Source organism: Bacillus sp. FSL K6-0923 (assembly GCF_038630825.1).
In the GTDB taxonomy this organism is placed as follows: Bacteria; Bacillota; Bacilli; order Bacillales; family Bacillaceae; genus Bacillus; species Bacillus pumilus.
The window spans coordinates 824,531-844,822 of record NZ_CP152044.1 but is presented as its reverse complement, the minus strand read 5'-3'; the positions used below and the strand labels follow the sequence as shown (position 1 = coordinate 844,822).

At 41.5% G+C, this 20,292-nt stretch carries 19 protein-coding genes and 1 pseudogene; 8 read left to right on the top strand and 12 right to left on the bottom strand.

What is annotated here, in order from left to right; genetic code table 11:
- Window positions 1-121: 121 nt before the first annotated feature.
- The 3 genes and pseudogenes from MHI16_RS04125 to MHI16_RS04115 form a co-directional block, all read right to left on the bottom strand.
- Window positions 122-507, bottom strand: a pseudogene (locus MHI16_RS04125) (DUF1992 domain-containing protein).
- A gap of 131 nt (window positions 508-638) precedes the next feature.
- A complete protein-coding gene (locus MHI16_RS04120; RefSeq protein WP_058015719.1) occupies window positions 639-2,363 on the bottom strand; it encodes a methyl-accepting chemotaxis protein in 1,725 nt (574 codons plus the stop codon).
- A gap of 31 nt (window positions 2,364-2,394) precedes the next feature.
- The gene (locus MHI16_RS04115) at window positions 2,395-4,053 is read right to left on the bottom strand and encodes a pyridoxal-dependent decarboxylase (RefSeq protein WP_180309400.1); all 1,659 of its coding nucleotides are present in this window, start codon (window positions 4,051-4,053) and stop codon (window positions 2,395-2,397) included.
- Between the two features lie 579 nt (window positions 4,054-4,632).
- On the opposite strand from MHI16_RS04115, the gene MHI16_RS04110 reads away from it, so the two are divergent.
- Window positions 4,633-6,612, top strand: coding sequence for an LTA synthase family protein (locus MHI16_RS04110; protein ID WP_144463022.1), 1,980 nt, complete (start codon window positions 4,633-4,635; stop codon window positions 6,610-6,612).
- Window positions 6,613-6,712: 100 nt separating this feature from the next.
- Window positions 6,713-7,300 carry a YjgB family protein gene (locus MHI16_RS04105; protein ID WP_058015716.1) on the top strand — a complete coding sequence of 196 codons (588 nt, stop codon included), beginning with the start codon at window positions 6,713-6,715 and terminating at the stop codon, window positions 7,298-7,300.
- Window positions 7,301-7,345: 45 nt separating this feature from the next.
- Here MHI16_RS04105 and MHI16_RS04100 read toward each other — a convergent pair whose 3' ends face one another.
- Window positions 7,346-7,849, bottom strand: coding sequence for a DoxX family protein (locus MHI16_RS04100; RefSeq protein ID WP_058015715.1), 504 nt, complete (start codon window positions 7,847-7,849; stop codon window positions 7,346-7,348).
- Window positions 7,850-8,043: 194 nt separating this feature from the next.
- On the opposite strand from MHI16_RS04100, the gene MHI16_RS04095 reads away from it, so the two are divergent.
- Window positions 8,044-8,802: a DUF817 domain-containing protein gene (locus MHI16_RS04095; RefSeq protein WP_058015714.1), complete on the top strand. Its 759-nt coding sequence runs from the start codon at window positions 8,044-8,046 to the stop codon at window positions 8,800-8,802.
- 18 nt (window positions 8,803-8,820) lie between these two features.
- Here MHI16_RS04095 and nagE read toward each other — a convergent pair whose 3' ends face one another.
- The gene (nagE, locus tag MHI16_RS04090; protein WP_058015713.1) at window positions 8,821-10,185 is read right to left on the bottom strand and encodes an N-acetylglucosamine-specific PTS transporter subunit IIBC; all 1,365 of its coding nucleotides are present in this window, start codon (window positions 10,183-10,185) and stop codon (window positions 8,821-8,823) included.
- A 192-nt stretch (window positions 10,186-10,377) separates the two neighbouring features.
- Here nagE and map point away from each other — a divergent pair, with 192 nt between their 5' ends.
- From map to MHI16_RS04075, 3 genes are all read left to right on the top strand, one after another.
- The gene (gene map / locus MHI16_RS04085) at window positions 10,378-11,127 is read left to right on the top strand and encodes a type I methionyl aminopeptidase (protein ID WP_342498102.1); all 750 of its coding nucleotides are present in this window, start codon (window positions 10,378-10,380) and stop codon (window positions 11,125-11,127) included.
- 123 nt (window positions 11,128-11,250) lie between these two features.
- The gene (locus MHI16_RS04080) at window positions 11,251-11,412 is read left to right on the top strand and encodes a hypothetical protein (protein ID WP_003214360.1); all 162 of its coding nucleotides are present in this window, start codon (window positions 11,251-11,253) and stop codon (window positions 11,410-11,412) included.
- Between the two features lie 134 nt (window positions 11,413-11,546).
- Window positions 11,547-11,684, top strand: a complete 138-nt coding sequence (locus MHI16_RS04075; RefSeq protein WP_003214303.1) for a YflJ family protein — start codon at window positions 11,547-11,549, stop codon at window positions 11,682-11,684.
- A gap of 42 nt (window positions 11,685-11,726) precedes the next feature.
- Here the strand turns inward: MHI16_RS04075 and MHI16_RS04070 are convergent, their stop codons facing one another.
- Complete coding sequence (locus tag MHI16_RS04070) at window positions 11,727-12,377, bottom strand: MOSC domain-containing protein (protein ID WP_061407088.1); 651 nt, start codon at window positions 12,375-12,377, stop codon at window positions 11,727-11,729.
- 122 nt (window positions 12,378-12,499) lie between these two features.
- Here MHI16_RS04070 and MHI16_RS04065 point away from each other — a divergent pair, with 122 nt between their 5' ends.
- Entirely contained in the window at window positions 12,500-12,772 is a 273-nt protein-coding gene (locus MHI16_RS04065) for an acylphosphatase (RefSeq protein ID WP_061410222.1), read from the top strand.
- A 28-nt stretch (window positions 12,773-12,800) separates the two neighbouring features.
- Here the strand turns inward: MHI16_RS04065 and MHI16_RS04060 are convergent, their stop codons facing one another.
- Both MHI16_RS04060 and MHI16_RS04055 read right to left on the bottom strand, forming a co-directional pair.
- Window positions 12,801-13,907, bottom strand: a complete 1,107-nt coding sequence (locus MHI16_RS04060; RefSeq protein ID WP_061407087.1) for a nitric oxide synthase oxygenase — start codon at window positions 13,905-13,907, stop codon at window positions 12,801-12,803.
- Window positions 13,908-14,011: 104 nt separating this feature from the next.
- Complete coding sequence (locus MHI16_RS04055) at window positions 14,012-14,569, bottom strand: PadR family transcriptional regulator (protein ID WP_342498101.1); 558 nt, start codon at window positions 14,567-14,569, stop codon at window positions 14,012-14,014.
- A 112-nt stretch (window positions 14,570-14,681) separates the two neighbouring features.
- On the opposite strand from MHI16_RS04055, the gene MHI16_RS04050 reads away from it, so the two are divergent.
- Window positions 14,682-15,167 (top strand): phenolic acid decarboxylase, encoded by a 486-nt coding sequence (locus MHI16_RS04050; RefSeq protein WP_025206914.1) that lies wholly within the window; start codon window positions 14,682-14,684, stop codon window positions 15,165-15,167.
- A gap of 143 nt (window positions 15,168-15,310) precedes the next feature.
- Here the strand turns inward: MHI16_RS04050 and MHI16_RS04045 are convergent, their stop codons facing one another.
- The 4 genes from MHI16_RS04045 to MHI16_RS04030 all read right to left on the bottom strand — a co-directional run bounded on the left by MHI16_RS04045 (window position 15,311) and on the right by MHI16_RS04030 (window position 20,291).
- A complete protein-coding gene (locus MHI16_RS04045) occupies window positions 15,311-16,942 on the bottom strand; it encodes a M14 family metallocarboxypeptidase (protein ID WP_268465929.1) in 1,632 nt (543 codons plus the stop codon).
- 180 nt (window positions 16,943-17,122) lie between these two features.
- Entirely contained in the window at window positions 17,123-18,421 is a 1,299-nt protein-coding gene (locus MHI16_RS04040) for a citrate:proton symporter (RefSeq protein ID WP_058015708.1), read from the bottom strand.
- 191 nt (window positions 18,422-18,612) lie between these two features.
- The gene (locus MHI16_RS04035) at window positions 18,613-19,590 is read right to left on the bottom strand and encodes a tripartite tricarboxylate transporter substrate-binding protein (RefSeq protein WP_144463026.1); all 978 of its coding nucleotides are present in this window, start codon (window positions 19,588-19,590) and stop codon (window positions 18,613-18,615) included.
- A gap of 2 nt (window positions 19,591-19,592) precedes the next feature.
- Window positions 19,593-20,291, bottom strand: a complete 699-nt coding sequence (locus MHI16_RS04030; protein ID WP_061407083.1) for a response regulator — start codon at window positions 20,289-20,291, stop codon at window positions 19,593-19,595.
- Between the last annotated feature and the right edge of the window lies 1 nt (window position 20,292).

Below are 20,292 nucleotides of genomic sequence, written 5' to 3'. Positions count from 1 at the left end.
AAAACTTGTATATACATGTTTGAGTCTTATTTTATATTTGTATATACATGTAGTCAACAACAAAATGTAGCGCTTTCATAAAAAAAGCCCTCTCAATGTGCTCAGGAGAGGCTTCGTGTCATCATCTTTTTTTATGCTCCGTTAATTTTTCGTAGACCCTGTTTTTATAAAAGGAGGAGGCTGGACGGGCAAAAGTTTGGCGCTTAGATGTGAGTTCATCCAGTCGTTTTTGTTTTTCTTCACATATGAGAGAAAGCTTTTTTCTTTCCTCTCCGTCTATACTGGAGTGAGCAGCTCTTTGACGGTCATGAGTTCTTTTTTCAATGCTGTTTCTTCCCCAGCAAAGCCAGCATTTTTCATCATCCGGTAGCCCATTCTTAGTTCTTCAGGCACATGAGCAGCGTCATCTTTAGGCAGAGGTTTGCCAAAGCCAGATAAACCATCAAAAGCCCCGTTATCCATCGCTTTTTTAATCCGTTCTTCTGATAATCTCTGTGCAAAATCCATGGCGTTCTCCTTTCGTCTGAAACGATTTGATTAAGCATAGCAAAAAAGCTGACTCTCTCACAAGAGTCAGCTTCAGCTACACTGAACATAAGACAAAGGGCTAAAATCAAAATCATTTTAGCCCTTTCTCGTTATTTATTGTCGATTTTGAAAGTAGAAACCATCTGTGCTAAGTCCTCTGACATATCAGATAGCTGTTCAATCGCACTTGAAATTTGCTGCATACCAGCACTTTGCTGTTCTGTTGCTGCCGCTACTTCTTGAGAGCTGGCTGCATGTTCTTCCGATACAACAGAAATTTGCTCAATCGATGTAGAAATCGTTTGATATGCTTGCTCAACTTGCTTAATAGAAGCAAGCAAATTGTTCGTTCTTCTTGAAAACTGAGACACACCGTCGTAAATCAATGCGAAGTTTTGTGACGTGCCTTCCATTTGCTCACGTCCTTCTTCCACTGCTTTACTGCTTTCCTCTACGCTTTCAAGAACGCGCTGACTGTTTTCCTGTGTACCAATGACGAGGTCTGAAACGGTTTTAGCCGCATCCGCTGATTGCTCAGCTAACTTGCGCACCTCATCTGCCACAACAGCAAACCCTTTTCCTTCTTCTCCAACACGTGCCGCTTCAATTGAAGCATTCAGTGCAAGCAGATTCGTTTGGGCTGAAATGTCCGTAATAATCGAGATGACACTTTCAATCTCCGTTGAATGAGATTGTAATTCTTCTGCTGCCTGCTTTGAGTTGGTCATCTTATCATGTAGCATATTCAGATGATCAAGCACATGGTTGACTAATTTTTGACCAGATTCTGATTGCTCTTGTACGTCAGATGAAACAGATTTCATTTCATCAACTTCTTTGGTGACGCCTTCGATTTGAGTATCGATCTCAGCAACGGATGTCGTACAATCCGTAATATTTGCAACAGAATCATTGATTCCTTCACTCATATTCGTCATAGCTTCTGATACTTGCTGCGCACTTTGACTCGATTCGGTCGTCACTGTACGAAGCTGTGAAGACATTTTCGACACTTCACTAGATGAGTTTGAGATTTTCGAAATGAGCTCTTTAATCCGTCCCTGCATCTTTTGGAAGGATGCGGCAAGCTGGCCGATCTCGTCTTTACTTTCAACCTCTACCATACCAGTTAAATCACCGTCAGCAATTCGGTTCGCTGATTCCATCAATGAACGTGCTGGTTTCGCAATTCTTCTTCCCATAAAGAATGAGAAGAGTAAACCACCGATGAGCACAATGGCAGATGCCACTGTAATATAGATCGTCAGCTTCTTCGTTGTTTCAGGCACGACAGATGCATCTAAATCAATCCCTAAAATCCCTGTCAGCTCACCGCCTGAATCCTTTATTGGCAAAAAGACTGATTTATGTGTTCCAAATGAGTCTTTGTAAATATCACTTTTGACCATTTTATCTTCAGAGAGCGCTTGTTTCATCTCATCTGAAAAGACATAATCTTGATCAAAATCATTTTCTTCTCCGGTTAAGATAATTATTCTTTCTTTGCCGCCTTTATTAGAAAGCACATATAAGTTCTCAAGCGTATGATCTTCTTGAAGCTCTGTGAATTTCTTTTTGACCTCCACATAAAGGGGATCATCTTTCCCGCTAACACCAAGGACGTTTCCATCCACATTATCAATCTCTTTCTTCGCTGTATCAATATCTGTTGTTAATCGATAATCAAATTGCTTTAATAACTGGGATGATAAATCCTGACTTACTAGATAAAATGTTAGAACGAATAGTGCAACGGTTGCTAGTAATGTTACGACAACGACTGACATGATTTTAGAGGATATCGTGTATCCTCCAAATTTCCTTTGTTTCGCCATTTTTTCCTACATCTCCACTCTCAGATTTGATTTAAGCATGTACATGTTCAAATTGTCCACAAACAGATGCGATCACATCTTTTAAATAAGATACGATATGTGGGATATGCTCTGGTAACGTATAAGGTGAGATGACAAAAAACTTACTAACACTTAGATAGAATTCTTGTCCTTCTTTTGCATTTACAAGTAAAAACTTCGTTGTATCCCCAAAGAACATTTCGTCTCGTTTCTCTCCAAGCTTTTCAAACAGCATTTTGTTCAATTCATTGTTCCGCTCAATTTCCATTGCCGTCGCTTCGCCTGAAATTTCTTCTTGAAAGCGCGGTGAGCCATCTAGGTAAATTCTAAATAATGTAGCCATTCCGACGTTGTCATCATTCACGACTTCTGCTTGCGGAATTTCTTGACTGAGTGCTTCTCTGAAGGCAAGGTTCACCTCTAAGAATTGACCAAGCAAGCGCTGGTAGCCTTCAATCCCAAACGTTAACAGCACACTCAGCATACTAATTGAGCTTCCCATTCTTGAGCATTCCAGTGTATAACCCGTATGGTATTCGCCGTAGCCTCTATGACCAACGTATGGTGTCTCTTGTTCTTCCAGATCTAAACGCTTTAGGTCTGCTGCGTTTTTCACTAAGAATAAACTAGATGTGTAAGGCGTTTGGCCGAGCTTTTGAAAGTCAAAGCACATCGTGTCAGCAAGAGAAAGATGCTGGAATTTCGCTTTGATTTCTTTTAGCATACGAAGAACACCGTCTGTGAATTGCAGCGGGTTTTCAGCTAGATCATACTCATTAAAGAAAGCAAAGAATCCGCCGAGCGCTGAATCTGCATGAATATGCGGCACCTTTAGACCATACTCCTCAGCAATGGCTTCTGCTGTTTCACGTACCCCTTTTACATCATCAATTGCAATGGCATCTGTTGTTCCGGTTGTTGCGACAATATAAACGGGAATTCCGCCATTTTGTGCAACACGTTCCATTTGACAACGCAAATCTTCCATATCCATCGAATGATCTTTATTCGTCTTAATTCTGATCAAGTTGTCTGTGCCTAGTCCTGTTGCTTCCATTGACTTAAATAAGCTGTAATGTGCCGCATCAGAACAAAACGCATAAAGGTTTTGCGGAACTCCTTTTCGTAGTGACTCCGGCGCAACTTTTGCAATCGCTAAACGCAGTCCTGAGAAAATGGCTCCTTGACCTCCCCATGTTGTATATCCCCCGCTCACACTTGGATCATATCCGATGAGCTTAGACATCATTGAGACCACTCTGACCTCAGCTTCCGCTCCTGCTGGTCCATACACATCCCATAGGTTGTTTCCATTTACCAGCATCGCCGTTAGCATGCCTAGAATTCCTGGTGTACTTGCCATCGGCAAAATGTTCGTGAAGAAATACTTTGTGTGGTAAGGATGGTTATGTAAAAGCTTCAGTAATTCTTCATTCACAAGTTCCGCTTGTTGGCCGTTCACCGGAATTTGACTTGTTTCAGTGAGCTTTTGATAAAAATCCTCCTCGCGATTCTTTTCACCCTTTAGGTGTGCACGGTTCGGATCTTTCAGGTGATCGACCCCTGAAACAATCTGCTCCATCAATTTGATGAGTTCTTTGCGCTCTGCTGCATTTCCGTCCTCACTCGGAAACCAGTTCTGAACGAGGTTGTTTGCTCGTACAGTCATATACTATCAATCCTTTCAATGGAAGATTTCCTGTCAAAGTCTATATCGACCCCATTTCAAAAGTTTATAGTCTCGAAATGTTCACTTAAGTATATTTAGATAATTTGTTCATTCATCAAAATAAATAAAACCCTTACAAAACACATCAAAACCATTATGTCGATGAAACAAAAAAATATATTGATATATCTCATAGCAGGAAATTTCATCCACACCTTTCCTCCGTTTTTCTTCTCATTTTTTTTACTTAACCTGCATAAACATTACGAAACACTGGAAATACTCTCTAAATCATCATTGTAGAAACTAAATTAATTCTTTAGACTCGTGCCTTTTTACCTGCTTTATTGATATAGCAACTGGGAAATCGCTGAATTTTCTGTTAATAATAGGATGAATTTCACAAAAAGTTTTTCGAAGAGCGAAAATTTTCGTTTTCTCCCCTTTTATGGCGGGGACGAGCTGCTAGACACTCTTCGCCGGTTATCACTTTTCTATTTGATCATTTCATGGTATATTCTAATGGTTCGTTTTCTTTCGTTCCGCCTCTTCCGTGTATCGGAGAAAAGGAGTGTTTTTATGAAAACATTTATTCAAAAACGAGGCCTCGGCTTCTTTGTTATTGCAGCCATCTTACTTTGGCTCAAAACGTATTCAGCCTATTTAATTGAATTTAAACTTGGTATATCAAATGTGCTTCAGCATATTTTGCTTTTCGTGAATCCTATTAGCTCCAGCTTGTTCTTTCTTGGCTTTGCTTTATTGTTCAAGAAAAAATGGCAGCCTGCCGCTATCATTGTGATTCATTTTTTCATGTCTTTTTTACTATACGCAAACATCGTGTACTATCGATTCTTCAATGACTTTATCACGCTGCCTACCGTGATGCAGGCAGGAACGAATGGCGGACAATTAGGTGATAGTGCATTTTCACTCATGCGTTGGACTGATATGTTTTACTTTATGGATACCATCATTTTGATCGTACTCGCAGTCCGCATGAAAAAGCAGCAAACAAGTACAGCTACTGTACCTGTTCAAAAGTCAAAATCGTTTAGACTCGTCCTTGTGTCCTCTGTTGTCATCTTTGTGATGAATTTAGTCGCTGCAGAGATTGATCGTCCAGAGCTTTTATCAAGATCGTTTGACCGCAATTATTTAGTGAAATATTTAGGTGCTTATAACTTTACTGTGTTTGATGCCATTCAAAATGTGAAATCAAACAGCCAGCGTGCTCTGGCAAATTCAAGTGACGTGACAGATGTAGAGAACTATTTAAAAGCGAACAGCGCTGATCCTAACCCGGCTTATTACGGGAAAGCGAAAGGCATGAACGTGATTACGATTTCTCTTGAATCTCTGCAAAACTTTGTCATTGATTACAAAGTAAACGGAAAAGAAGTGACGCCTTTCCTTAATTCATTGGCACACGACAACAAAACGTTTTACTTTGATAACTTCTTCCATCAAACAGGACAAGGAAAGACGTCTGATGCTGAATTTATGATGGATACTGGGCTATTCCCATTATCACAAGGCTCTGTTTTTATTAACAAAGCGCAAAACACGTATCAAGCCATTCCTGGCATCCTGAAGAAGAATCAGTACACGTCAGCAGAATTCCACGGCAATACGAAAACCTTCTGGAACCGTAATGAAATGTTTAAGTCATTTGGATATGACAGATTTTACGATTCTGAGTACTACGATATGAATGAGCAAGATACGAAGAACTATGGGCTGAAAGACAAACCATTCTTCAAAGAATCTATGCCAATGCTTGAAAACTTAAAGCAGCCGTTTTATTCGAAATTCATTACGTTATCGAACCATTTCCCATTTGGAATGGATGAAGGGGATACCGATTTCGAACCTGGCGACTTCGGAGACTCTGTCGTCGACAACTATTTCCAATCGGCTCATTATTTAGATGAAGCCATCGAACAGTTCTTCAACGACCTGAAAAAATCTGGTCTCTATGACAATACAGTCGTCATTATGTACGGAGACCATTACGGCATTTCTGAAAACCACAATGAAGCGATGGAAAAAGTGACAGGACAAAAGATCGGAGATTATGAAAATGCGCAGCTCATGCGTGTACCGCTCTTTATTCATGTACCAGGAGTAAAAGGCGGACAGATTCATAAATACTCTGGTGAAGTCGATGTCGCACCAACCCTTCTGCACCTGCTTGGCGATGATACGAAGAACTATTTAATGTCTGGTTCTGATATCTTATCGAAAAATTTCAAGGAGCTAGTGCCATTTAGAAATGGTGACTTCGTCTCTAAGGATTACACAAAAGTAGGCAATAACTATTACAGCAACAAAACAGGCGAGAAAATCGAGCCGACTGATAAGGCATCACAAGAAAATGAAACGGTGAAAAAGATGCTTGAGACATCTGATAAGATTGTCACCGAAGATTTACTCCGTTTCTACAAGCCTAAAGGCTTTACACCGATTGACCGCAATCAATATGACTATACAAAGAAAGTACAGGATGAAGAAGATTCCTCTTCCGCCAAAGATGAATCCAGCTCTTCATCAAAATAACTTTCTCATTTTAAGAACCAGCCGATCCCTGATCAGCTGGTTCTTTTCACGTTTGACTGCTATTGCACTGGGTATAGAAATAAGAAGGAGGGATTTTATCATGAAGAAAACAACCGCTTTTGTTATGACTGCTTCACTCGCTACGTCCGCCCTCATTGGATTCAGTCCTGCAGTCTCAGCACACGCTATGACCAAAACAGCAGTCGAACAATCCGTTCCTCAAGGTCCGAATACCGCTTTAAACAACATTTATGAACTGGCACATAAAGGACAAATGCCGTATTATGCAAAAGGTCTTAAAATTGGTGTTCAAACAAAGAAGGCTGTCCATCATAAACTAGGAAATCCATATCCAGAAACAGGTCAAAGCAGCTTTGATTTGTATCATGCTGAAATGGGGAATCCGGGATTTGCTTTTCATTATGATGCAAAAGGCAAAATTGACGAAATCCGTTATTTCGGAACAAATGTAGAAAAAGAAACGAATATCGGCGGAATGACCCCTTCCCTATTAAAGAAACAACTTGGACAAGCGGATTCGGTCAGCACCATCCCACAGACAAAAGAGAAAAAATACGTATATCGTACTGGAGATTATGAGCTGGAATTTATCGTCGGCCATGACCCAGATATAAATCAGCAGAAGCTCACCGTCCTGCATATTAACCTAGTGAAAGCTGATGCCTAAATAAAAAAAGCATCCTGAGCAGAAGCTGAGGATGCTTTTTCTTTATTATGAAGCCACTTCTAAATGCGGCTTTCTTTTCATTTTTCGTTTCAAGACTGGACCTGCGACATAATCAAGTCCAAATTTGCCAGCATTTCCTTTCGCAGCCATGATGACGATAGCAATGACTAGAAGAAGCGGGTTGACAGAGACGGTACCGGCTAGTAAGAAAGAGACATTCATCATGCTTCCGAAAAAGGCTGCCGTTGTTGTGAATAATCCAACAATTAATCCTAGACCTACTAAAATTTCTCCCCACATGACCATGGTACTGAATAGTCCAGCATTCGGCAAAGCGACATTTTCTAAAAACCATACATAGAACGGATACACGAGATGTCCATCTTTGACAACAGGTTCAGCTATCGCAAATTGTAAATATCCTGATGCATCGAATCCGCCTGTTAGTTTTCCTATACCAGATGTGAGCCAAGTCCAACCGATATAAAGTCTTGCTGCCAAAAGGATAACCGCTGCCCATACATTCGTTTGTAAGAATTTTGTAAACATGATGATGCCTCCCTTTAATTTATGTGAATTTCTTCACATTTTATTTATGATCTTATTATACTACGTTAAAACTAATTTGTGATCTTTTTCACATACATATTCACAAATTGTTCATGAATATCTAGTTGAGGTAACTTTTCCCTTGCTAAATCCGTCTTAGTCATTTCAGACAAAGAAAAGAGGTTTCATTTTGTATGAAAACATTATTCCATTTTGCTTACTTACAGGCGGTGTCGTGTCTATTCCCCGTCATGATCTTTGCGGCGCTTGCTCTATCAAAGATGGTGACGATTCCTTATCTACACCGGTATGATTTCATTCTATTGCTTTGCCTTCTTGCCCAAATTCTCATGCTGACGCTTCGGCTGGAGACATTGAATGAATTGAAGGTGATCTGTCTATTTCACCTGATAGGTATTGGCTTAGAAATGTATAAAGTTCATATGGGTTCTTGGTCCTATCCTGAAGAAGCATATACGAAGGTCTTTGGGGTTCCGCTCTATAGCGGATTTATGTATGCAAGTGTAGCAAGCTATATTTATCAGGCACTGTCCCGGCTTCGCGTGCAGGTTAGCTCATGGCCTCATCCGTTTCTTTCGATCGGGATCAGTTTGTGTATTTATCTCAATTTTTTTACGCATCATTGGTTCTATGACCTGAGATGGTGGCTGACATTACTGCTTGTTGTCGTATTTCGAAAAACGTCCGTCTCATTTCAGGTTGGTTCTTCTACCTTTCGAATGCCGCTTGTCGTCTCATTCTTGCTGATTGGTTTCTTTATTTGGATTGCCGAAAATGTCACCACCTTTTTAGGGGCATGGCAATATCCAAATCAACAGCACGCTTGGTCTCTCGTCCATCTTGGAAAAATCAGTTCTTGGTTTTTACTTGTTGTCATCAGTATTGTGCTCGTCATCGAACAGCGCAAACAAAAAAACGTTCAGCCCATTTGACCTGGCTGAACGCTTTTTTTAATCCCGATCGACTTCCTTGCGAAGATCATCTGCGACAAATTCTACATTCGTTCCGATGATGATTTGTACGGAGTTTTTTCCTGAAGTCAGTACCCCTTTGGCACCTGCTTTTTTCAAAGTACTTTCATTTAATAATTGTGTATCTTCTACTGTTAAACGCAGGCGGGTCGCACAATGATCAATCGTAGTGATATTGTCTTTGCCTCCAAGTCCCTCTAGAAGAATACTTGCCCCTTCTGTCTTCGTATCATCGGCTGCAATATCTTCAATCTCATCATCTTCCCTGCCCGGTGTTTTAAGCTTTAACAGTTTAATGAGGAAATAGAAAACAACAAAGTACAAAATGCCATAAAGCACCCCAACGCCAAGCAGCATGAGTGGTTTTTGTGCAATGCCAAAGCTTAAAACATAATCAATCGCTCCTGCTGAAAAAGCGAAGCCGCTATGAATCCCGAGAATGTTCACAATAAAGAGCGAGAGACCCGTTAGTACAGCATGGACACCATATAAGAGTGGAGATAAAAACATAAATGAAAATTCAATTGGTTCAGTGATCCCTGTAATAAATGACGTCAGCGCCATCCCAATCATCAAACCAGCCGTTGCTTTTCGCTTTTCAGGCTTTGCGGTCACAATCATGGCTAGACATGCTGCTGGCAGACCGAACATCATCACTGGGAAGAAACCAGTCATAAAGACACCCGCGCTTGGATCTCCTTTAAAGAATCTCGCTAGATCTCCTGTTGCCCCGCTGAATTCCCCGAATTGAAACCAAAATAAGTTATTCAGCACATGATGAAGCCCTAATGGAATGAGCAAACGGTTAAAGAAACCAAACAGCCCTGCACCCGTTGCACCAAGACTTAAAATCCATTCTCCTAAACCATTGATCCCGCTTTGAATCGGAGGCCATACAAATCCGAAAACGGCTGCTAATAAAATGGTGAAAAGTGCGGTCATAATCGGCACAAGCCGTCTTCCGCTAAAGAAACCTAAGTATTCTGGCAGCTTCGTATCCTTGAAGCGATTGTACACATAACCTGCCAATAGCCCGCATAAAATACCGCCCAATACCCCCATATTGTTCGTTGAATTAATCGACGTTGTACCAGCTGATAAAATAAAATAAGATATCGCACCTGATAATGCCGCTGCCCCGTTACCATCCTTTGCGATGCCGATCGCTATCCCCATTGCAAAAATTAAAGCCAAGTTTGCAAAAATGGCATTTCCAGCCGCATGAATAAACGGGATATCGAATACATCCTCCCGCCCAATAGCCAAAATAATCCCTGCTGCTGGAAGTACAGCGATTGGAAGCATAAAAGATTTGCCTAGCTTTTGAAAAAACTGAAACACCATCTGCCTTCTCCCCCTTTGTCATCATCATGACCTAATCGTTTCGTCCATGATGCTCATAAAAAATATATCATATACACATCTAGTTATCTATACCAATTTGTCCACATCGTTTGAATTCCGCTCTTTACTCTTTTTGCGTAAAATGTGGTAAGCTATTGAATAGAATGAAGTTATAGAAAGCGGGAATGAACAGTGATTGTCAAACATGATCATGAGTTAGCAGCCTTAAAAAAAGTCGGCCGAATTGTCGCTTTGGCAAGAGAAGAAATGAAAAGCCAAGCGAAACCAGGCATGTCTACAAAGGAACTAGATTTGATTGGGAAAAAAATATTAGAGGAACATGGAGCCAATTCAGCACCTGAAAAGGAATATGACTTCCCTGGGACGACTTGTATCAGCGTGAACGATGAAGTTGCTCACGGTATTCCAAGTGAAAAAACCATTTTACAAGAGGGTGACCTCATTAATATTGATATCTCAGCAGAGCTGGACGGCTATTATTCCGATACCGGTATTTCATTCGTATTAGGTACAGGTGATGCTCGCCTTGAGGCATTATGCCAGTGTGCAGAGGATGCATTCCTCGAAGGATTAAAGCATGCAAAAGCCGGTAAGAGACAAAACCAAATTGGCCGTGCAGTCTACAATACAGCAAAAGAACAAGGATTTACTGTCATTAAAAATCTGACAGGACATGGCATTGGGAAAAGTCTACACGAGGCACCTAACCATATATTGAATTATTATGATCCATTCGATAATGCTTTGTTTAAGAATGGCACCGTGATCGCCTTTGAACCTTTTATTTCAACAAATGCTGAATCGATTTATCAGGCTGATGACGGCTGGACATTTAAAACACCAGATAAAAGCCTAGTCGCACAGATTGAACATACCATTGTGATCACAAAAGACGAACCAATTATATTAACGAAGCTGTAAGCCAGCTGATCCCCTTCTTCATTGGAGGGGATTTTTTCGTTTCCCTTTCACGAATCTGTCACGACTAAACAAAAATGCCTGTGGTAAAATAGGCAAAGATATGCGAAAGGGGTCTTATTTGATATGTGGTTCATCATCATCGGCGTTATCTTTTTGATTGAAAGTATTATCTTAACGGTTGTAGGTATTAAGAAAAAACAATCCATGATGACTTACCTTGGTATTGTCATCATGATTATGACGGTCGGCATGATCATCGTTACCCTCAACCCGCCAAATTCATAAATGTTTATTTCCAGCATATACATGGATCATAGGAAGATAGAATCAGTTTTCATTTATTCATACCTGCACACTTTTCACGTCCTTTTTTGAGATGTTACAATGCAGGCAGTTTCAATTGAAAGGAGTTTTCTATCATGCATTATGGTAGCAAAGGCTGGTATGTCGAAGAATTAAAGAAGCTTGGTGTGACCAAGCATGAAGGAAGAAAGCTTCAAAGCTTAAAAACATATTTCCTTGCAAATCTTCTTGAGCAAAAGAAACCTAGCTCATAAGCGCTTAAAAGCCGTACATCTTAAGCTGATGTTCGGCTTTTTTTAAATGGACTGAATTCGTTTTTCTAAAGACTTCCTCACCACATCTGCTAAAGCATCTACTTCAAGAACGGCTTTCAGCCTCTCTGGACTTGTTTGACGATATTTGACCTCGTTCACTTCATGGACTGTAATGTGATGAGACGCTTTTTCTACTAATACAAGAGAAGCATCAGCAGGCACTAAGCCTTCCTTCAGCACCCGTAAATAAAAACCGGTATACCCTGTTTGCTGCACTTCCTTTACAAGCTTCATGTTGCCATGCTTAAAAGATAGTTTCACACACGGCTGTCTAGGCTGACTCACTTCAACAAGTGCTTCTCCAAGCTGAAATACATCGCCAATCCGCACTTTTGTTTCCACTAGTTGGTGCACGGTCACATTCTCCCCGAAGGCAGCTTCCTGTAACGGAACCCCTAAGAACTGCTCAAAATAAGCATAATGATCGTATGGAAAGACGCAGACGGCTTTATCATATCCTCCATGATGAACCAAATCACCTTGACCATCTCCCTCAAAATTGACCTTATTCAAATAGACAGGCTCATGTATTCGCTTTTTGTTGATGGCGGTTTTGATTTCTTTTCCGTTTGCATAGGTCGTGATGGGCTGTCCTACTTGGATTCCAGCTATGTCGTATTTCTTCTGTCCCACGATGACCATCTCCTTTGATTGTCTCATGGCTATTATTTTACATCGTTAGACAATGAAATCATAGTCGATGCGTGAAGATCAATTACATGCTATGGTACGATGAGAAAAAAGGAGAGATGACATTGATTCATTATCATGCCATTGTCACAGGACGGGTGCAGGGAGTCGGCTTTCGCTATTTTGTACAAGGAGAAGCCGTCAATCGCGGGATGAAAGGCTGGGTACGCAACACAGATAACGGGCAAGTCGAGTTAAAGGTAGAGGGTGAGCAGCAGGAAGTGCTTGATTTCTTAAAGACTGTCCGGAAAGGAAGCCCTTTTTCAAAGGTCACAGATATGCAGATGGAGCCGCTCACTGAATTAGCTTATTATCAGGATTTTCGCATCAAGGGATGAAGTTTTCATAAAAAAAACCTAGCTTTCGCTAGGCTTTTTCTGTTCCATGATAGGGCTTTTCCTGATAAAAATAATTCGGCTTCACAATGGTATTGTCGTAGTGCTTGTGGAAGATGTGGGTAGCAGCTGGTGAGACCGGTGGAATCAGCCAAGTCCAGTCCCCAGTCAGCTTACGGTCAGCCTTTTCTTCCTGCTTTTCGAACTGCTTGAATTGATGTGCTGCTGTATGGTGATCAACAATGGTCACCCCTGCTTCCCTGTAAGAATGAAGAACCGCCACATTCAACTCCACAATGGCTTTGTCCTTCCAAAGCGACGCATTCTTTGTCGTGTCCAGTCCTAAAATCGAAGCGACTTTTTTCAGCATATTGTAGCGATTTTCATCTGCTAAGTTACGTGCGCCAATTTCTGTGCCCATATACCAGCCATTAAACGGCGCTGCATTGTAATGTATACCACCAATCTCCAATTTCATATCAGCAATAATCGGAACGGCGTACCATTTCAGTCCTAAATCACGAAATCCTTCATATTCCGGATGAGTGATCTCGACTTCTTGAACGATTTCCTTCGGAAGCTCATACAGAACTGGCGGTTGATCCTTTAGCTGAAACATGAGAGGCAGGATATCAAAATGCGTGCCCTCCCCTTTCCAGCCATGGGCTTCACACAATTTTGTTAATTCAAGAGAAGCCTCGTCGCCGATGATGCCGTACTCTGTCTCATAGCCTGCATAACGAACGAGCTGATGATTGTAAATGATGACTTCCTTTTGCGAATCATTTTCTGGAGGAAAGATCGTAATAGAAGGTTTGATTTTCCCATCATTTGTCGCATACTGAATATGATGAAAGAGTGCCTCTTTCACCCCTTCTTCTGTCTTCACATGACGGCAGTCGTGAACATGCAGGGTGGACCAAAATAAACGGCCAATACAGCGGTTGCTGTTGCGCCATGCCATTTTCGCCCCGTGCGCCAATTCCTCTTGTGTGTGAGTATACGTCCCTTTAGAGTCAATTTCTTGTTTTATTTCATGCAGCCTTGCTGCTTTCTCTTCATTTGACTTACCCAATTCTTCATAGCATACAGAAATAAAAGCTTCTGCTTCATTCCACAACGCTTCTTGATTATTCAAACATACTCGCCTCACTTTAATACGAATATATCCATTGTAGCGGTTTCTATTTATAAATTCACTAGTTTCAAACCATTTTTTATCATATCATCCGACCATTGTCCTTAGAGCGTGGATGAATTAATCCGTTTAAGGGTTTGCTCGAGCCAGCGGACATAGCCTTTTTCCCTTTCAATTGCCCTTGTCAGCACTAAATAATGCCCAAATTGCACTGAATGAAGCGATTCAGCACCAGGATCATCCTCTATTAACGCGTGCAGCTTCTGCTTTAGCATGTCTACTTTCTTCGTGCGCTCTAGCAGTTGATGTGTAAACAGGTCGGCCGCTTCTTTTTTGTCCATGGAGGAGATGAAAAATGTTTTGAGCATGAATTCATCTTTTGTTGTTTCTGGGATCGGGTCTTTTGTCCTTAACCACTGATGCAATGCTGCTTGCCCTGCCTCTGTGATTTGATAGACCTTCTTCTCCAGCTTCTTTCCTTGTATACGAACATCAAATTCAATAAACCCTTCTTCTGTGAGCCGTTTCAGCTCAGGGTAAATTTGGCTATGTTTCGCACTCCAAAACTGTCCAAGGGAATCCTTAAAATGCTTAGTGATATCGTATCCAGTCAGCTCACACTGATTTAGTAAGCCAAGAATGGCATATTTCAAAACTCTCATGATGTGCCTCCAACGCTTATTCTTTGACATTAGTATACCATAGACTTTAAAATAAACATGTAAATCACGACATGTTTGAAACAACATCATTCTAATGAAAGAAGGAATAAACATGGATCAATTCGTTGGACTTCATATGATTTATACGTATGAAAATGGCTGGGAATATGAGATTTACATTAAAAACGATCACACCATTGATTACCGCATTCATAGCGGAATGGTTGGAGGCCGCTGGGTCCGTGATCAAGAAGTGAACATTGTGAAATTGACAAAAGGCGTTTACAAAGTTTCTTGGACAGAACCAACTGGGACAGACGTCTCTCTGAACTTTATGCCTGAAGAAAAACGCATGCATGGCGTCATCTTCTTCCCAAAATGGGTGCATGAACGTCCAGATATCACCGTTTGCTATCAAAATGACTACATCGATCTCATGAAAGAATCTCGTGAAAAGTACGAAACATATCCGAAATATGTTGTTCCAGAATTTGCGGACATTACGTATATTCATCATGCAGGTGTAAATGACGAAACCATTATCGCCGAAGCACCATATGAAGGTTTGACTGATGAAATAAGAGCAGGACGAAAATAAAAAGCAGCACGCACTGTGCCGCTTCTAGATTGTAGACAAAGGGCTAAATTGATGTTGATTTTAGCCCTTTGTCTTTTTTCAGCGTGATAGAAAATCTTTGCAGTATAGGACACGTTGAGAGCTAAAATCATTTTAGCTCTTTTTTATTTAATGCCTAACGTCCTGTTAGATAGCAAGAACCGGTACACTGGCAGTTCATCGCCTACTTTTGAAGCAATCAATCCAGATGACATGTAGCTGTCTTTTGATTCTGGCTCAAGGGCAAGTGACAACAAATTCGTTTGCGGCTGCGCCGTTACATATACCTTTGTCCCTTTTGGCAGCTGACGTTTCTTTTGGATGAGTTCTGTTTCAAGCTGAATATCTGTTTGACTCTTTTCGTCTCGTTTTGTTACTTGATAGGCTTGTACCGGTACTTTTACACTGGCAGGTAATGTGACACTTTTTAACCCTAAGGTCTGCAGTTTCCGTTCTACCCCTTCATGCCCAGGTAAAACAAGATAGGCTGTCGGTCGCTCTCTCGACATGACAGGAACAGCAGCGCTCGCACTGTGAAAGCGTACAGGGACATTGATGGTCTGTCCTTTTTCAATATCTACCATTTCAAGCGAATCATCCACCGGCGTTTTGAAATCATCTTGAATGACCACTTGATCGTCATCATTCGATTCGAGACCTTTTTTCACCAGCTTCAAACGCTCCGTCACCATTTGCTGCTTCACCTGCTTTGTATGTTTCACCGTTGTTTCAATGATTTTTTCATGAGTGGTGACTTGTGCTGCGACGCGGCGGGTAAAGTCCTCTCTTCCAATTCCAATCCCTCTGCTTTCTACAAGAAAGGAGAGGGCTGGCGAGAGCGCCAAGGCATTTCGGCCGATTCGTGCATCCGTTCCGCCTTCATAGAGATCGATCTTTCCATCCTTTCCTCTTGTACTTGTATAATATAAATCATTTGAAAACCCTTGATTTGTCAGCGTTTCACGGACGCCGCTCACGTATAATTCATTTGACGTGAGCCGGATGCTTTCTGGAATATTCAAGTTCTTCCCTGATAAGATCAATAAATCGTGATATTTGAGTGCACCCGCTGAGCCGATATCCTCAAACTGCTTTTGTCCTACATCGTATTCGTGGGCATCAATAACCACTTCTGGTGCATACCGATTAAATTCTTGATGCAAGGCTGTCAGCTCTGGAGATTCTAATGTCATATGATCACGGTTCCCATCCATTCCGTTTGCAAGCCTGCGGTCAAACGCATAAGAACCATCAGGGTTGATTCTTGGGACAATAATGACGTTGACATGGCTGAGTATACGCTCTCCTTCATCACCTGCTAATCGTTTTGCAATGACGAGAGCCGATTCACCGGAGGCCGGTTCATTTCCGTGTATTTGTGCTTGAAGCCAGATCGTTGGCTTTTTTGAAAGTGGAGAAATATGACGATCCTTTGTAAAGTAGAGGGCTGGAATGGACCGTCCTTCAATGGATGTTCCAATCTGTTTCTGCGAAGCATAAGGACTTTTGCGGACAATGTCACGTAAGAATTGTTGAAGCTCTTCTTGTGTGGTGAAGGCTTCTCCTTTTTTCTGAAATGCGGGGGTTTCGAACGTCTCGTCAGGCTCAGGGTATAGCTTCTTCACTGGGGCTGGCTGTTCATAATTCTTTCCATAATAAGGGGTATCTGCATGAGCTGAAGCTGGGCTCACCATCGACAAACTTCCTGCTATGAGACATACTGCCGCAAAAAGAATCGTGCCTTTTCGTTTGGACATGCTATCCTCTCCCTTCGTTGATTTGCATTATAAAGAAAAAAACAGTAAAAGTGTCAGTATTTTTCAAAAATATATCTTTTGGAGGAACAGGCATGCCTATTGTATAGGGCAAATGAATCGATCCTGCTCGGCAATATGAACTAAAAAAAGTGCCTGCTCACGTAGCAGACACTCTTTTATTTACCAAATGGAGATGGCCCCAATGAGTACCGACATGACCGTCATGGCAACAACTGCAAGCACAGCCCATTTCATCCCAAACTTCTGATGCTGATCCAGTGATACACCAACAAGTCCAACAAGTAAATGTGTGGATGGAACAAGTGGGCTTAACATATGAATCGGCTGGCCAATAATAGAGGCTCTCGCGATTTCAATTTTATCAACACCATATGCTGCCGCTGTTTCTGATAGGATCGGCAGGACCCCGTAAAAGTATGCATCATTCGGCATAAAGAACGTAAATATCCCGCTCGTTAACGCCACTATGACTGGAATAAAGCCGCCAAGCTGCTCAGGAATGGCAGAAACAATCGATATCGCCATTTCATCAACCATTTTCGTGCCAGTTAAGATGCCTGTAAAAACCCCTGCCGCAAAGATCATGGAAGCAATCGCTAAGACGTTGGTTGAATGAGCCGCAATCCGCTCACGCTGCTGTTCAAGGTTCGGATAGTTCACGATAATTGCTACACAAAAGGCAAGAACAAATAGGACCGTTAAGCTGACTTTTCCTGAGACGAGAAGGAGTACCAATAACAACGTAAGCGTTAGGTTAAACCACCAAAGTTTCGGTCGCTTGATGTCATCCTGTAGTGCCGCTGCCATTTCATTTGCATGAATCGGCTGTTCGAGCTCAATAACGCCAAGACGCTTTCTTTCAGACTTCCCAAGAAAGTATGCCACCACAATCATGCTCAAAACCCCTGCACCAATGACTGGAATCATCGGACCAAATAAAAGTGATGGATCAACGCCAAGTGCACTTGCCGCTCTAGGTGTGGCTCCTCCCCATGGAATCGTATTCATAATCCCCATGCCGACTCCGGCAATCCCCGCTAAAATAATTGGACGGATGCCAAGCAGCGTAAATAATGGAAGCATCGCTGTTGTTGTAATCATGTACGTTGTTGTCCCATCACCATCAAGTGCAACAAGCATGGTCAGGACAGCTGTTCCAACGACAATTTTTAAAGGATCGCCTTTGACAATGTTTAAAATTTTCGCCACCATCGGATCAAATAAACCAGCATCAATCATAATGCCAAAGTACAAAATCGCAAACATGATCATGACCGCTGTCGGTGCGACTTGCTGTACACCTTTGACAATCATGTCAGAAATTTCAGTAAAATGAAAACCTGCAATAAGAGCAAATGCAATTGGTGTTAATACCAATGCCGTTAAAACAGACATACGTTTCGTCATAATCAAAACCATAAATACAACCATCATAAGAAATCCTAAGATTGCTAACACTTTGTTCACCCCTTATGTTGTATACGCTTTCATTAAATGTTGGTATCCCATTTCCAACCCTTTCTGTCATGATATCTGACGCCTGAATTGAAGTAAATATTATGAATTTTAATTCTTTTTCGGGCGATAAATGCTTTTTGTTCATTTTGTTCAAACCTTGATTTTGATGAATTCCATGAAAAAAAGCGGTCTTACTCGACCGCTTGTTCCCCTTGGATAAACTGCTCATATCGCCTTAATTGATCTTCCATAAAGATCTTTGCCTCTTTGCTGTTCATATAACGACTTGTCCAGCCTTTTTGCTTCATTTGCTTTTTCCAGGACTTCGTTTGTGTCATTTGATAAAGAAGCTGATCCCATTCTCGAATGTCGTGCTGATTCATTTGCTTTGGCCCCATCACACCACGCCAATGAGAGAAGATAAGCGGAATCCCTTGCTCTTTCCAAGTGGGAACGTCTTTGAATCCATCTAAGCGCTGATTCGTTGTGGTCGCGACAAGCTTCAGTCTTTTCTTTTCATAATCATGACGAACCTCGGTAATCGTCGTGGTTGCCGCATCTACTTCATGGTCAATGAGTGCTTGAAATAAATCATCTGCACTGTCAAATTTCAAAAACTGAATGCGGTATGGATCAATTCCTGCCATTTCGGCAGCCCGTGCGAATGAGATTTGATCATCATTTCCAAAGTCTGGGGCAAACCCGATTTTTAAGGAATCCGGTTTCTTCATTAGTGCATGTAATAACTCCTTCCCATTTGAGAAAGGAGAGTCAACAGGAACTGCAACGACCTGCCACTCTTCAGCAAGAATGGCGAGCGGGGTGACATCATTCATGGTCACGTTACTGCTGCCCAGTAAATTACGGCTTAATAATAGGCTTGAATTTAAACTAATATAATTGGCATCTCGCTCCATCATATATGTCCATCCTTTATCAACCGTTCCGCCTCTTTGATAAAGAATATTCACAGGCTGCTTCACCAGCTTTTCTTGTTCTAGCACGGTTTTCATCACTTGGGCCGTTTGGTCAAATCCGCCGTCGGGTACACCTGATACCACAATGTATAATGGGCTGTGCTTCAGGAAAGAAACTCTTGCTGTTTTTTCATTAAAGGTGAGCGTCGTACAAAGGCAGACCAAGATGATAAGGAGTATTCCTTTTTTCATTTTTATGACTCCGCTTGTTGTTTAGCAGGATAATATTTTCGTTCTGGTCTGCCAATGATTCCATACGCCAGCTCTGCCCGGCATTCTCCCGTTGTCACAAGATACTCTACGTATCGTCTTGCTGTTGTACGTGATGCGCCCATTTTTTCTCCGAGTTCTTCCGCTGTAATTCCGCTAATCTCTTCCTCCATTAATGTTTTCACTTTGTCCAAAGTCAGTGAATTAATACCTGTTGGCAAGTCTCGGTCATCCTTTTGTTGCGATTCTTCCTGCATCTGACCAAAAAACAGATCAATCATCGTTTGATTGACTTCATCTTTTGAATTGATTAACTCTTTCTTCTCTTTATATTCGGTTAAAACCTGAGTGAATTTTTGGACCGTCACCGGTTTGATTAAATAATGAACCACTCCATAATGAAGCGCGTCTCTTAGCAGCATCGTTTCCGTTGCAGCTGTGATAATGATCACATCCACATCAGGATGGCGCTCTCTTAAAAGCGGCAAAAGGTTCGTGCCTAGCTCATCAGGCATATACACATCAAGTAAAATAAGATCCACCTGTTCTTTTTGAAGTGCCTCCCACATATCCTTTGCACTTTTTGCCTTTCCGGCAACTTGAAAGCCTTGTACCTTTTGTATATAAGATTCATGAATCGCAGCAATTCGAAAATCATCCTCCGCAATGAGTACCTTCATCACA